Source organism: Bacillus sp. EB106-02-03-XG38 (assembly GCF_058792175.1).
Genome location: NZ_JBYTED010000003.1, coordinates 240,960 through 253,002 on the forward strand (window position 1 = coordinate 240,960; position 12,043 = coordinate 253,002).

The 12,043-nt window shown below is 34.6% G+C and carries 19 protein-coding genes and 1 pseudogene; 14 read left to right on the plus strand and 6 right to left on the minus strand.

The window, feature by feature from the left end; translation table 11 throughout:
* Together AC3WTI_RS15725 and AC3WTI_RS15730 are read right to left on the minus strand one after the other, a co-directional pair.
* Entirely contained in the window at positions 1 to 426 is a 426-nt protein-coding gene (locus AC3WTI_RS15725; RefSeq protein WP_000799011.1) for a hypothetical protein, read from the minus strand.
* Positions 423 to 686 carry a helix-turn-helix transcriptional regulator gene (locus AC3WTI_RS15730; protein WP_087957171.1) on the minus strand — a complete coding sequence of 88 codons (264 nt, stop codon included), beginning with the start codon at positions 684 to 686 and terminating at the stop codon, positions 423 to 425. The genes AC3WTI_RS15725 and AC3WTI_RS15730 overlap by 4 nt, the downstream gene beginning before the upstream one ends.
* Positions 687 to 816: 130 nt before the next feature.
* Between AC3WTI_RS15730 and AC3WTI_RS15735 the strand changes: the two genes are divergently transcribed.
* The 6 genes and pseudogenes from AC3WTI_RS15735 to AC3WTI_RS15760 all read left to right on the plus strand — a co-directional run bounded on the left by AC3WTI_RS15735 (position 817) and on the right by AC3WTI_RS15760 (position 3,299).
* Positions 817 to 1,245: a hypothetical protein gene (locus AC3WTI_RS15735; RefSeq protein WP_087957170.1), complete on the plus strand. Its 429-nt coding sequence runs from the start codon at positions 817 to 819 to the stop codon at positions 1,243 to 1,245.
* 44 nt (positions 1,246 to 1,289) lie between these two features.
* Positions 1,290 to 1,622 carry a cupin domain-containing protein gene (locus AC3WTI_RS15740; protein WP_087957169.1) on the plus strand — a complete coding sequence of 111 codons (333 nt, stop codon included), beginning with the start codon at positions 1,290 to 1,292 and terminating at the stop codon, positions 1,620 to 1,622.
* The gene (locus tag AC3WTI_RS15745) at positions 1,619 to 2,407 is read left to right on the plus strand and encodes a GNAT family N-acetyltransferase (protein ID WP_087957168.1); all 789 of its coding nucleotides are present in this window, start codon (positions 1,619 to 1,621) and stop codon (positions 2,405 to 2,407) included. The genes AC3WTI_RS15740 and AC3WTI_RS15745 overlap by 4 nt, the downstream gene beginning before the upstream one ends.
* 2 nt (positions 2,408 to 2,409) lie before the next feature.
* Positions 2,410 to 2,754 (plus strand): DUF6176 family protein, encoded by a 345-nt coding sequence (locus tag AC3WTI_RS15750; protein WP_087957167.1) that lies wholly within the window; start codon positions 2,410 to 2,412, stop codon positions 2,752 to 2,754.
* A gap of 83 nt (positions 2,755 to 2,837) precedes the next feature.
* Positions 2,838 to 3,029 (plus strand): annotated as a pseudogene (locus AC3WTI_RS15755) (anti sigma factor C-terminal domain-containing protein); the annotation flags it as partial.
* Positions 3,030 to 3,092: 63 nt separating this feature from the next.
* Positions 3,093 to 3,299 (plus strand): hypothetical protein, encoded by a 207-nt coding sequence (locus AC3WTI_RS15760; protein WP_048544386.1) that lies wholly within the window; start codon positions 3,093 to 3,095, stop codon positions 3,297 to 3,299.
* A gap of 13 nt (positions 3,300 to 3,312) precedes the next feature.
* Here the strand turns inward: AC3WTI_RS15760 and AC3WTI_RS15765 are convergent, their stop codons facing one another.
* Complete coding sequence (locus AC3WTI_RS15765; RefSeq protein ID WP_087957165.1) at positions 3,313 to 4,140, minus strand: DUF2785 domain-containing protein; 828 nt, start codon at positions 4,138 to 4,140, stop codon at positions 3,313 to 3,315.
* 93 nt (positions 4,141 to 4,233) lie between these two features.
* Between AC3WTI_RS15765 and AC3WTI_RS15770 the strand changes: the two genes are divergently transcribed.
* Entirely contained in the window at positions 4,234 to 4,608 is a 375-nt protein-coding gene (locus AC3WTI_RS15770; protein WP_142286667.1) for a hypothetical protein, read from the plus strand.
* Positions 4,609 to 4,628: 20 nt separating this feature from the next.
* Positions 4,629 to 4,985, plus strand: a complete 357-nt coding sequence (locus AC3WTI_RS15775; protein WP_087957163.1) for a DUF3221 domain-containing protein — start codon at positions 4,629 to 4,631, stop codon at positions 4,983 to 4,985.
* Positions 4,986 to 5,016: 31 nt separating this feature from the next.
* On the opposite strand, the gene pepQ is transcribed toward AC3WTI_RS15775, so the two are convergent.
* Entirely contained in the window at positions 5,017 to 6,114 is a 1,098-nt protein-coding gene (gene pepQ, locus AC3WTI_RS15780) for a Xaa-Pro dipeptidase (RefSeq protein WP_087957162.1), read from the minus strand.
* 148 nt (positions 6,115 to 6,262) lie between these two features.
* On the opposite strand from pepQ, the gene AC3WTI_RS15785 reads away from it, so the two are divergent.
* A complete protein-coding gene (locus AC3WTI_RS15785) occupies positions 6,263 to 6,946 on the plus strand; it encodes a metal-dependent hydrolase (RefSeq protein WP_097840823.1) in 684 nt (227 codons plus the stop codon).
* Positions 6,947 to 6,986: 40 nt separating this feature from the next.
* On the opposite strand, the gene AC3WTI_RS15790 is transcribed toward AC3WTI_RS15785, so the two are convergent.
* Entirely contained in the window at positions 6,987 to 7,148 is a 162-nt protein-coding gene (locus AC3WTI_RS15790; RefSeq protein WP_097840822.1) for a hypothetical protein, read from the minus strand.
* Positions 7,149 to 7,392: 244 nt separating this feature from the next.
* On the opposite strand from AC3WTI_RS15790, the gene AC3WTI_RS15795 reads away from it, so the two are divergent.
* The 4 genes from AC3WTI_RS15795 (at position 7,393) to AC3WTI_RS15810 (ending at position 10,598) form a co-directional block, all read left to right on the plus strand.
* The gene (locus AC3WTI_RS15795) at positions 7,393 to 8,706 is read left to right on the plus strand and encodes a CBS domain-containing protein (RefSeq protein ID WP_000201565.1); all 1,314 of its coding nucleotides are present in this window, start codon (positions 7,393 to 7,395) and stop codon (positions 8,704 to 8,706) included.
* A 147-nt stretch (positions 8,707 to 8,853) separates the two neighbouring features.
* Positions 8,854 to 9,177, plus strand: a complete 324-nt coding sequence (locus AC3WTI_RS15800) for a hypothetical protein (protein WP_087957160.1) — start codon at positions 8,854 to 8,856, stop codon at positions 9,175 to 9,177.
* A gap of 126 nt (positions 9,178 to 9,303) precedes the next feature.
* Positions 9,304 to 10,245 (plus strand): phosphotransferase enzyme family protein, encoded by a 942-nt coding sequence (locus AC3WTI_RS15805; RefSeq protein ID WP_253621653.1) that lies wholly within the window; start codon positions 9,304 to 9,306, stop codon positions 10,243 to 10,245.
* A gap of 89 nt (positions 10,246 to 10,334) precedes the next feature.
* Positions 10,335 to 10,598, plus strand: a complete 264-nt coding sequence (locus tag AC3WTI_RS15810; protein WP_142286668.1) for a DUF3949 domain-containing protein — start codon at positions 10,335 to 10,337, stop codon at positions 10,596 to 10,598.
* Positions 10,599 to 10,615: 17 nt separating this feature from the next.
* Here AC3WTI_RS15810 and AC3WTI_RS15815 read toward each other — a convergent pair whose 3' ends face one another.
* The gene (locus AC3WTI_RS15815) at positions 10,616 to 10,912 is read right to left on the minus strand and encodes a YtpI family protein (protein WP_087957157.1); all 297 of its coding nucleotides are present in this window, start codon (positions 10,910 to 10,912) and stop codon (positions 10,616 to 10,618) included.
* A gap of 154 nt (positions 10,913 to 11,066) precedes the next feature.
* Between AC3WTI_RS15815 and AC3WTI_RS15820 the strand changes: the two genes are divergently transcribed.
* The gene (locus tag AC3WTI_RS15820; protein WP_087957156.1) at positions 11,067 to 12,011 is read left to right on the plus strand and encodes a DHH family phosphoesterase; all 945 of its coding nucleotides are present in this window, start codon (positions 11,067 to 11,069) and stop codon (positions 12,009 to 12,011) included.
* Positions 12,012 to 12,043: the final 32 nt, after the last annotated feature.

Here is a 12,043-nt window from a genome sequence, read left to right on the forward strand (position 1 = left end):
TTAATTGTCTAGTTTCTTTACGATTCTCAATCCGAACATCATTGTAAAGAAAAGAATGCCGAATAAATAATACAAGGCATACTCAACTCGTATCATCGAATTTTTGTCAGTGATATATAAAATAAATAGTATCGCAGAACCGATTAAATGAGAGAGGCCGAAAATTTGCGCCATAAGTTTTAAACTCATCTTCTCGATTCTTTCATCCATTTCAGGTAATGGATATTTTTCGGGATCGTTCTTTTTTTTCTTAAAGAATATCCGTTTCACTACGAATAGTATCAAGGCTAAGAGTATGTATACACCAGCGAATAGAAGGACAGAACTAATTTTTTCTTCATCATTACTATTGAAATAAAGAAAAGTTGAACCTAACAATAAAATGGTAAGATGCGAAATGAATTCTTGATTAAAAGTGTTTTTCATTTTTTTTCCTCCCCAGTTTTATCTAATTGAAATAAATCTTCTACTTTACAGTTGAAAAACTCACATAATTTCAATGCTAATTCTAAACTCGGGTTGTATTTATTCTTCTCGATAGCGATGAGGGATTGTCTAGTAATTTGAACAGAGGAAGCTAATTGTTCTTGGGTGATGTCTCTAACGACGCGGAATTGTTTCACCTTATTTTTAATCAAATATACAAAGTCTCCTTTTTGTAAATTTGTTACATTTATTATATCCATTTTTAGGTAATAAGTAAATGAAACTTTACAAAAAGTAAATAAAACTTTACGTGAAATATAGCTTGTTAAAATGTTATTTTTTGTGATAATTTGGAATTAAATGAAAAAAGAAGTCGGAAGAGGAGAGTCAATGGGGAGCAAAAAGAGGAAGAAAAAGCAAGCTAAAAGACAAAAGTATATAAAGAAAAAACAGGAACAGAACATACCTCTTTCAAAAAAAGTAGTCATTATGATAGAGAAAACATTTCGGTATATTTGTATGGCTCTGTATGTGATTTTGTGTATGTATTCATTTGGAGTGTTTTACAGTTTTGAGATAACCCCCAATATTATTGAGAGCATTCTAGAATTTACACTTGTCGTAATAGAATTAGTCTTATTCGGTATATTCTTTCATAAAGTATGGCCTAGTCATGAAAGTAAGAAAGATAAGCAAAGAAAAATGAGAAAAAAATTTTCATATGCTTCAAGCTCATCAAGTGGATTTGGTGACTACAGTAGCAACGATTGTAGCAGCTCAAGTGCTAGTGGAGGAGATTGTGGAGGTGGTGGAGACTAAGCTAGTTTTTCAGAAGAACGACTAATGAAAGGGTGAGACGGAATATGGGGACTGTGAATTTATTAGAATTAACAAAGGACATTCAAGATCAACATAAAAACTTCGTCGTTTCAAATGTGAATAGTCATTGCTTACGAATCGCTGTATTTAATGGTGAATACGATTGGCACTATCATTCTAATTCGGATGAATTATTCATTGTACTAGAGGGAGAATTACTTATTGATTTTGAAGATGGAGAAACAGCGGTTTTAAAGCCGAATGATTCTATTTTAATTCCAGCGTGTACGATTCATAGAACGAGAGCATTAAAGAGAACGGTAAATCTTTGTTTTGAAAATATAGAGGCGGATACGATTAAAGTGGAGCAATTATGAAAAAATTATCTGTAGCCGAGTATAGAAAAATCCTTCCGATTTTAGAAAGTAATACAACAACGACGACGTTTGCTTATGCGGTATGTGACCAAATGATAGATGGTGAGATTTTTGCCAACGAGAAGTTAACAGCAGGATTAATTCGTACAGCTAATGGTATCTATTATTTATTTGGTGATACGGATGATCAAAATTATAACGAAGATCTATTTGCGTATTTAAAAGTGGCTATTGAAAAAACAGAGAAGAGATTTACACTCTTCACTTCAATTGAAGAGTGGGAAATAATGATTGAAGGGCGTTTTAGTAATGTACTTCGGAATATGCCGCGAATGAAATTCCAAAGAGAAATTTCTGAAGAGAGAAAACGAGATGCAAGCAAAAATACATATGAAGTGAAGCGTATTGATAAAAGTGATATAGAACGAAGCAATGAATTTACAGAGGAGTATTATAAAGAATATTGGGGATCAAAAGAGCTGTTTTTAAACGGTGGTTTCGGATTTTGTATAGAACAAGATGGGATGATTGTAGCTGAATGTGTTTCGATATTTAGCGGGAATGGATTTGCTGAAATTGATATTGTGACGCATGAAGCGTATCAAGGAAAAGGATTAGCACAAGCTGTTGCAACACGATTTATTGAACATTGCATGCAAAATGATATTACACCGTGCTGGGATTGTTATGTAGAAAATATTCCTTCGCAAAAACTAGCTAGTAAATTAAGTTTTTATAATCCAATAGGATACAGATTGTTTGTACGGAAGAAAACGGGGGAATAAAAATGAATGTGGAGTTAACGAGATTCAAAGTGAAACAAGGTAAAAGTCATCGTGTAGATGAATGGATGCAGCTTCTTAATGACAATATGAAAGAAGTGCTTTTGACATTAAACGACGAAAAGATGTATGTAGAGACAATTTTCCGGGAAATAAGAGGTGGAGAAGAGTACTTATATTGGTATTCTGTGCAAGGAGAAGGCGGGGCTCTTGTCGAAAATTCTCATCATGAAATTGATAAAAAGCACTTAGCGTTTTGGTATGAATGTATTGATGAAGAAGTACAATCTGTTGATATGAAAACAGAAGTTGTTATGATTCAAGATGTTGTGAAGGACGCGATGAAATAGTAGAATAGTATTTTTGAGAGAAGCACATCAAAATAGATGTGCTTTTTTATTTTGAAAAATTTAAGAAAAGCTGTATTTAGATATCTTTAAGTAAAAATAAGGGGGAATATCAAAAGTATTTTAGGGAAAACTATAATGAGATGAAAAACTTTGTAGTAAAAGACTTACAAATATACGGTGTAGTCGTAACAGGAAAAACAGAAGATTTACAAAGTTTACAAGGAGCACCATATATTAAGGCTGCTGTTAGAGGTGTAACAGTTGAGAAATATTGATTACAAGAGATTAATGTGAATAATCAGAAAATTTATGTTATAATATGGGAAAAGGAGGTTCATATGAGGCAAATACATGGAGCAATTTATATTTACATAACAATATTTTTCGTGGCGATATCCTATGGATTAGGGCACGTGTATTCGCATCCTATACTAACTTTTTTAAGCGGAGCATGTATGGCGTTTGCGCTTCTTGTCCATCTTTTCTCAGTTTGGATCGTGAAATTTCAATTAAATATTAGTGAAATAGAAGAAGGCACTTTTTAAGTGGCCTTCTTTTTTAATAATATTTTGGAAGCTCTTGGAGCAATTTTTCAATTTCGCATTCGGTTTCTTCACATATAGACAGTGTACGTAGTCTGAAGAATAAGCTGCGCAAGAAAGATTTAATATTTCCGTATAGGTACTCGTATGATTGAATATGTAATGTTTGTTTTTGGACTTGTAATTGAGCTACTAAATCATGAAGGGCTAATATGAGTACCTCTTCTTTTAGACCGTTTTGGAGCATTGCAACAATCGGATAAACGATACGTTCATCTTCTTCATATTTGTAATAGATGGAATGAACACAAACTTTGTTTAATAAAGTTTGTAGTATTTCTTCGTAATATAAAGTTTCCAGTTTAGGACTACGGACAAGCGCCTCAAATGTATCAGAAGCATGAGCGATACTATGTGCCCAGCCGTGGTCTTGCACATATCCGCGGAAATCATGCTCGTGGTTCATATATAGAATTAATTGATCTTTTACAGTTAAAATATCATTCTGCGATAAGAAATTATATTTTGTATCAGTATCAATAATGAGCGCGATTAATAATGTTGAAAATGCGCGGGTAAATACAGTATCTTCATCATCTGAATGAATTTTATACAATAAATATTTTTCACTAATGCTTTCTAATAATAATCTCTGTAAGTGTGTATGTGAAATGTAGTCTTTGTTGATGAGATGATAAAAAGTAGAGTAAATAAGTTTGTCTCTTAAATAGCTATCCGTAACACCGATATGTTTAAGCATATTGGAACTTAAAGAATCGATGTTAATTGTGTTATCCATTATGTAATTATTATTACGAATTTCTTCTAACTGTTGTTGTAACATATAAACCTCCTGTTTTAGAAAATTCTGTATTTTTATAATATAATAAGAGGAATAAATAGACAATAAATAAGTGCTTTTGAATGGAGGGGCATGATGAAGAGAGCATTATTCTTTTTCATTAGTATTTTCTTTTTAGGAAGTTGTTCGCTTTGGTATGTTACTTTTTCTAGCGAGAGCAAAAGTTGGACGGGACAATATAAGGGCCATATTAAGGACGACAGTGAAGATGGAATGTTTACGTTTCAGTATAATGGCGGAGATGGAAATACCGAATTTAAAAACTTAGAGATTACTATTAATGAAACCTTTCGTACGATGACACAAACGTCAGAAGTTCATAAAGGAGCAAGGATTGAAATGAAGTCGTCTTGTGTAAGTTGTGCGCCCCTATCCAAAGATGAACCGATAGAGGTTGTGATTAAATGGGATGATAAGTATGAGGAGAAGATGGTGTTAAATTTGAAATAGCCTAGAGTGAGGAGTTAAAAATGAATAGGCATATGAAAAAATTAATGTTTTTAAGTGTATTTCTAATCATATTATCAGCGTGCACTACAAAACAAGTAGAGGTAAAAAAAGTACCTGAAGAAGGGTATATTATAGTAAGAAATGATACGGTATTTTTCGTCAGTGATAAAACGTTTGAAACGAAAGTAGAGTTACAAAATTATATAGAACAACAAATGAATAAAGAGTATCCATCACATATAGTTTTGAGCTTTAAAGATAAAGGTGCATATAAACTGTTAAAAACAGGGGATAAAATAAAAGTATGGGCCTCTCAAACGCTTGAAAGTTATCCAGTGAAAATGATTGTAGAGAAATTTAAAATAGTAGAGAAATAGAAAAAAGGCAGCAATCACGCTGCCTTTTTTCTTATTTCACAAATTGTAATTCTTTCGGGAATTTCGTTAAAATTTCTGATCCGTCTTTTGTGATGTAAATATCATCTTCAATACGAACGCCACCTACGTTTGGTACGTAAATACCTGGCTCGATTGTGAAGACCATACCTTCTTTTAATGGAGACTCGTTACCAGCTTTTACATCTGGATATTCGTGTACGCTAATTCCAAGTCCGTGACCAAGGCGGTGTGGGAAGAAGTCGCCGTAACCTGCATCTGCGATAACAGAGCGAGCAGCGTTGTCGATTGCGCCAAGTGTAACACCAGGTTTACATGCTTCAACCGCTTGTAGTTGTCCAGCAAGTACAGTGTTATAAATACGAGTTTGCTCTTCAGAGATGTCACCAAATGCTACTGTACGTGTAATGTCAGAGCAATAACCATCAATGATTACGCCTAAATCAAATAGTACGAAATCGCCGCGTTTCATTTTGTTTGCACCTGGAATACCGTGTGGAAGAGCAGAGTTTGCACCTGCTAATACCATCGTATCGAATGACATTTTATGTATGCCTTTTGTTTTTAATTCGTGTTCGATAATTGCTAATACTTCTAGCTCGCTACGATCTTCTTTAATTGCATTTACACCAACCTCAACAGCATAGTCCGCCATTTTAGCTGCTTTGCGTAAAATAGAAAGTTCTTTTTCATCTTTAATTAAACGAAGTTCACGAACTTTTTCCTCAGCTGATTTGAACGCTGCATTTGGGAATAGTTTTGTTAATTCTTCGTAACGTTCTACGTTTAAATGTTCTTTTTCAATTGCAACTGCGTTTGCATTGATGCCGCGGTCTTTAATTGCTTTTGCAATCATATCCCATGGTCTGTCAGTATCAGTAAATCCGATAATCTCATGTGCCCAGCCAGCGTTACGTGCTTGGCCTTCTTCCATTTTAGGGCAAATTAAAATAGGCTCTTTTTCTTGGAATACAAACATACCAAGAAGTCTTTCGTGTGGTTCACAGTGGAAGTTTGTCATGTAGAAGACGTTCGGTGTAGAAGTTAAGAACGCGGCTTCTACGTTTTTTTCTTTTAGCCATTGCATTAAATTTTCTAATCTAGCATTCATCGATTGGCACCCCCGAGATATTTAATTACAAATATAACTTTACATCGTAGGAAAGTGTTATGACAAGTAAATCGATGTTAGAAAAGACAGGGAATTGAAAAATCATGTAGAATAAAAAGTGAGAATGTGAATAGGGGGGAATGTAATAATGAAAGTATCTTATCATGGGCATTCAGTTGTAAAGATCGAAACGAATGGAAAAGTGATTTTAATTGATCCATTTTTAACGGGCAATCCGAAAACAGATTTAAAGGCTGAAGATGTAAAAGTAGATGCGATTCTTTTATCGCACGGGCATGGTGATCATGTTGGAGATACAGTAGAGCTTGCAAAGAAAAATAACGCAGTTGTTGTGGCACCATTTGAACTAGCGACATTTTTAAGTTGGCAAGGTGTAAATACACATCCGATGCATATTGGTGGTTCGCATGAATTCGACTTCGGAAAAGTGAAGTTTACACAAGCATTCCACGGTTCTAGTTATATTGATGAAGAAAATAAGAAGATTACATATACAGGTATGCCAGCAGGTATTTTATTTACAGCAGAAGAGAAAACTGTGTACCATGCAGGAGATACTGCTCTATTCTCTGACATGAAATTAATTGGGGAATTAAATAACATTGATGTAGCATTCTTACCAATTGGTGATAACTTCACAATGGGACCAGAAGATGCTGTTTTAGCAGCGACATGGATTCAGGCAAAAACTGTTGTGCCGATGCATTACAATACGTTCCCAGTAATTGAACAAGATCCATATCAATTTGTAGAAAAGCTACAAAAATGTACAGGGAAAGTATTAGAAGCTGGAGAAAGTATTACACTATAGAAAAGAAACCCTTCATTTGAAAAGACAAGTGAAGGGTTTTTTATGTGTGTAGGACAGCTTTTAAAGGTTGTACTTGTTTTGATGATTCTTTTCTTTTGAGAAGTGGCTGTTCAGGTGTTTCATTCAATTCCATTGCAACTTTTTTCCCGTCTACGAAAGCTAAAAATACAGCACCTACAACTTCTAATAATTTTTTCATCATGTATTCGCTCCTTTGTTTCATTTCTTGTCTTCATTGTATCTTGGAGCGGCTGGACAAACTATCGAACGAGATGACAATACCATTACATTGTTGTAATAGACGAAGTAGTATAATGTAAGGCGTATTTTGTTATAAAAAAAATAGTACAGACATACAAAGAGAGAGTGTAACAGTTTTGAAAATATAGTATACTGAAAATACAACACATGAAGAATTTAGGGAAAAGAAAGTATGGTGAAACCATTTGGCTACCAAGCATAACCAAATTTTAGAACATATTAATGGCCTGCCAGTAGGGCATAAAATTTCTGTAAGGCAAATTGCAAAAGATTTGAGTGTAAGTGAAGGTACAGCTTACCGTGCAATTAAAGATGCAGAAAATAAAGGATATGTTAGTACGATTGAACGTGTCGGAACAATTCGAATTGAACAAAAGAAGAAAGAGAATATTGAAAAGCTGACATATGCAGAAGTCGTTAACATTGTCGATGGTCAAGTACTTGGGGGCAGAGAAGGACTACATAAGACGTTAAATAAATTCGTAATTGGGGCAATGAAATTAGAAGCGATGATGCGCTATACAGAAGCTGGGAACTTACTTATTATCGGTAACCGTACGAACGCACATCAATTAGCGTTAGAAGCCGGAGCTGCGGTATTGATTACGGGTGGATTTGATACGGAAGATCATGTGAAGAAATTAGCAGATGAATTAAAACTGCCGATAATTTCAAGTAGTTACGATACATTTACAGTTGCAACGTTAATTAACCGTGCGATTTACGATCAGCTTATTAAGAAAGAAATTGTACTCGTTGAAGATATTTTAACGCCAATTGAAGAGACATTATATTTAAAACCAAATGATACAGTACAGCAATGGCATGCGTATAATGAAGAGACGATGCACGGAAGATATCCAATTGTTGATGAAAATAAAAAGGTATTAGGTATTGTAACTTCAAAAGATATGATTGGTGTTGCGAAAGAAACACCAATTGATAAAGTGATGACAAAACATCCAATTACGGTAAATGGAAAAATGTCTGTCGCAGCTGCGGCACGTATGATGGTATGGGAAGGTATTGAGTTACTTCCTGTTGTTGATGAAGGAAATAAACTGCAAGGTATTATTAGCCGTCAAGATGTACTTCAGGCATTGCAAATGATTCAGCGTCAACCACAAGTCGGTGAAACAATCGATGATATTGTAACGAATCAATTCATGACGCCGAAAGAAGCAAAAAATGAACATCTATATCAATTTTCAGTGACGCCGCAAATGACGAATTCAATCGGAACGTTATCTTACGGTGTATTCGCAACAATTGTGACGGAAGCAACGAATCGCGTTATTCGTGCGCAAAAGAAGAGTGATTTAATTGTTGAGAACTTAACAATTTATTTCGTAAAACCAGTTCAAATTGACAATGTTGTATCGGTTCATCCGAAAGTATTAGAAATTGGACGTAAATTTGGTAAGGTTGATGTAGAAGTGCATCATGAAGGTAATGTTGTCGGGAAAGCGTTACTTATGGTGCAGTTGATCGATAAATAAAAAGATGGAGCAAGCCGCTTTGGTTTGTTCCATTTTTTTATTTAAAAGGATAGAAACAAAAAATAAATAGCGTATCATTTCATAGTTATAATAAAAGACTAAAAAATTTGAAGATGTGGAAATGGAATAGCGATAAGGAGGAAGGGAATGGACGGAATCATTTTCTTTTTAGTGGTCGTATGTTTCATCATTATGCATGTGTTAACGCATAGAAGGATGAATGCTATTAAAAAGAGGCTGTATTTTGTAAGTGTAACTCTTGCTAGTGTGGGCGCCTTTATTCCTATATCAGGAGAAAATGAGCCGGATTTTCTTTACTTTGGTATACCAGCTGAAACGTTTGTTTATTATGGCGGATGGGAATGCTGGTTTAATCCATTAGGTTTTTTCGTTAACTTTATTTTGTTTTATTGGGTTTTGAAGTTAATAATTAAGCTATGTAAGAGTTCGGGTAGAGAAGTGAAAAAATAGAAGGATATGTATCAATGTGGATAGAAAATTAGTTGTTAATCGATTACGCTACTAATCGTTAAGAGATAACAATCGTGTAATTGGATAGGGAAACGATGCTTCACTATATGAACTAGGGGGAGAAGAATGGATTTTTACATTACAGAGCAGTTATGTAAGCAATATAATTTAAATAGCCTTACGAAAGTTTCATTGTTGCATGGGGGAGAAAATCAAACATATATATTCGAATCGGACAAAAATAAATTTGTAGTGAGGCAGTATAGAGAAGGACGTTATACAGCCGAGCAAATAGAGGCTGAAATACATTGGTTAATAGCGATGCAAAAACAAATGTTAGTACCAGAAGTAGTTGTAAATACAAATGGTGATTGGATTACATCTGTTATGAAAGATGAGAGAAGTATTCAGTATTTTGTTGTCTTTAAGTTTATAAACGGAAATGAAATTTTAGAACCAAGGGATAGGGACTATGAAAAACTTGGGTCACTAATGCGAATATTTCATGAAAAAACAAATGAAGTGCTCAAAAGAGTGCCGCAAACTTGGAGAGGTTACGAAAGGCCTATATATAGTGAGCAAAAGATAATCCACGAGCCTTTACAGCGATTACTAAATGCTTCATTTCTATCGCATGCGGATAAGCATAAATGCATGAAAATTGCAGAAAGAATACAAGAACTCACAAATTCAACTCAACTAGGAGAAAAACAATTTGTTCATGGGGATATGCATTTTGGTAATGTTCTTGTAGACAAAGAGGATTGGTATTTACTTGATTTTGATGAATGTGGATTTGGGTATAAAGAGTTTGATATTGGTGTTCCGAGATTACATTTAATTGCTTCGGGACAGTTAGAAGATGTATGGGGGAATTTCATAATGGGGTATGGAGAAAATATTTCAGAACCAGCCATTCGACTTGGGACTGCTTCAAGAATCTTTTATATGGCTGGAAAAATACCATTAAGGCTTGATATTGAACCTATTAGAAAAGATCCTGGCACTTTTATTCGCCGATATATTCATTATGCGGAAGAGGAATTATGCGGGGAGACAATTGCTTGATAAAAAAACAGAATATTAATTCATTTAGATTCTAGACTGTATTATAATTTGATTGTAAGAAAATGGATTTCTGGAAGGTGGTATGCATTATGTCATCAACAGTACTCTTTTTTGGTAGTATCGCACTATTTTACTTCCTTGTGATGATACCGTTTCAATATTTATACTTACAAGGTTTACATGAAAAAAAGAAAAAAACAGGATTACCTCAGCGAGAGCTACATGAAAAAATGTCTTTTGAGGAAGAACAATTACATTTCCACGTACAAGGGAATCTCTTTAATATACCGTCTGCGTTTGTTGCATATATGATTTTAAAAGGTAGAGGACGTAAAAAAGCATCACAATGTTGATGCTTTTTTATGTTACTTCAGACAGATTCAGCTTCTTCCACTGCTAATGGTAAGAAATGTTTATATTGGCGAAATCCATTAAATATACTCGCGCTACCAAATAGAATAAATAAGACACCAACGATAATACGAGCGGTTGAAAGGTCTAAAAAGAATTGGTTTATCCCGAAAAATAAGACGAATGAACCGAGAGCCATTGCAGATTTTCCTGAGAGCCAACCTTTCTCCATTGGGCGGTTTGTACGAAAGTATTTTGTTTTGTAGAAGAGGTACAACATAAATGAGACGATAATACAGAAGACTAATACTGGCATAATGCACACTCCCATCGCAAAAATAATAGTGGAGAAAAAAGAAATATCTAAACTTTCTAATTTTTATTATAAAGCAATTGTTCGCATGTATGAAATACTTTCCGTTATAATGAAAGATAAAGTGAAGAAGTTGAGTAAAAAGGAGATTATACATATGCATGAGCAAATTTTAGGAGCAATTAAAGAGTTTGATACAATTATTATTCACCGTCATGTGCGTCCAGATCCAGATGCGTTAGGTTCACAAGGCGGTCTTAGTACAATTCTACAAGAATCGTTTCCAGAGAAAAATATTTATACGGTTGGGTACAATGAACCGTCACTAGCATACTTACGAGTAATGGATGATATTGAAGATAGTGTATATGAAAATGCACTTGTTATCGTATGTGATACTGCGAACCAAGAACGTGTTGACGATCAACGCTATGCAAAAGGGAAGATGTTAATTAAAATTGACCATCATCCGAATGAAGATCCGTACGGAGATATTGCGTGGGTAGATACGACAGCAAGTTCTACAAGTGAAATGATTTATGAGTTTTACAGTTATGGAAAAGATAAAGGATTACAGATAACGAAAGAAGCAGCACGTCTTATTTTAGCAGGGATTGTTGGAGATACAGGTCGTTTCCTATTCCCAAATACAACAGCGAAAACACTTCGTTACGTGAGTGAGCTTGTTGATATGGATGTGAAATTCACAGATTTATACAATGAAATGTATAAGACGAAAGAAAAGATTGCTCGTTTAAACGGCTATATTTTACAAAACTTTACGATGGTAGCAGAAGGAGCAGCTTACATTAAATTAACGAAAGAAGTATTAGAAAAGTTTGATGTACTTCCTTCTGAGGCTTCTGGCGTTGTTGGAGCACTTGGCAATATTGATGGATTAAAGGCGTGGGTTCTATTTTTAGAGGAAGATGACGTGATTCGTGTTCGTCTTCGCTCAAAAGGACCAGTGATAAATAAATTAGCAATGCAATATAATGGCGGAGGGCATCCGATGGCTTCTGGTGCAAAAGCATCTTCTTGGGAAGAAGCGGATCGTCTTTTTTCTGATTTACGTGAGCTGTGTAAATCAGAAATTATATAATAAACCAAAAAGAAGGAGCGGCGCTAAAGCCT

Bases quoted from the DNA above. Each gene is read 5' to 3' on its own strand.
- AC3WTI_RS15805 (WP_253621653.1), top strand. From the start codon at position 9,304: ATGGATTTTTACATTACAGAGCAGTTATGTAAGCAATATAATTTAAAT.
- AC3WTI_RS15810 (WP_142286668.1), top strand. From the start codon at position 10,335: ATGTCATCAACAGTACTCTTTTTTGGTAGTATCGCACTATTTTACTTC.
- AC3WTI_RS15735 (WP_087957170.1), top strand. From the start codon at position 817: ATGGGGAGCAAAAAGAGGAAGAAAAAGCAAGCTAAAAGACAAAAGTAT.
- AC3WTI_RS15745 (WP_087957168.1), top strand. From the start codon at position 1,619: ATGAAAAAATTATCTGTAGCCGAGTATAGAAAAATCCTTCCGATTTTA.
- AC3WTI_RS15770 (WP_142286667.1), top strand. From the start codon at position 4,234: ATGAAGAGAGCATTATTCTTTTTCATTAGTATTTTCTTTTTAGGAAGT.
- AC3WTI_RS15775 (WP_087957163.1), top strand. From the start codon at position 4,629: ATGAATAGGCATATGAAAAAATTAATGTTTTTAAGTGTATTTCTAATC.
- AC3WTI_RS15785 (WP_097840823.1), top strand. From the start codon at position 6,263: ATGAAAGTATCTTATCATGGGCATTCAGTTGTAAAGATCGAAACGAAT.
- AC3WTI_RS15790 (WP_097840822.1), bottom strand. From the start codon at position 7,148: ATGATGAAAAAATTATTAGAAGTTGTAGGTGCTGTATTTTTAGCTTTC.
- AC3WTI_RS15760 (WP_048544386.1), top strand. From the start codon at position 3,093: ATGAGGCAAATACATGGAGCAATTTATATTTACATAACAATATTTTTC.
- AC3WTI_RS15820 (WP_087957156.1), top strand. From the start codon at position 11,067: ATGCATGAGCAAATTTTAGGAGCAATTAAAGAGTTTGATACAATTATT.
- AC3WTI_RS15730 (WP_087957171.1), bottom strand. From the start codon at position 686: ATGGATATAATAAATGTAACAAATTTACAAAAAGGAGACTTTGTATAT.
- AC3WTI_RS15750 (WP_087957167.1), top strand. From the start codon at position 2,410: ATGAATGTGGAGTTAACGAGATTCAAAGTGAAACAAGGTAAAAGTCAT.
- AC3WTI_RS15725 (WP_000799011.1), bottom strand. From the start codon at position 426: ATGAAAAACACTTTTAATCAAGAATTCATTTCGCATCTTACCATTTTA.
- AC3WTI_RS15740 (WP_087957169.1), top strand. From the start codon at position 1,290: ATGGGGACTGTGAATTTATTAGAATTAACAAAGGACATTCAAGATCAA.
- AC3WTI_RS15815 (WP_087957157.1), bottom strand. From the start codon at position 10,912: ATGCCAGTATTAGTCTTCTGTATTATCGTCTCATTTATGTTGTACCTC.
- AC3WTI_RS15800 (WP_087957160.1), top strand. From the start codon at position 8,854: ATGGACGGAATCATTTTCTTTTTAGTGGTCGTATGTTTCATCATTATG.
- pepQ (WP_087957162.1), bottom strand. From the start codon at position 6,114: ATGAATGCTAGATTAGAAAATTTAATGCAATGGCTAAAAGAAAAAAAC.
- AC3WTI_RS15765 (WP_087957165.1), bottom strand. From the start codon at position 4,140: ATGTTACAACAACAGTTAGAAGAAATTCGTAATAATAATTACATAATG.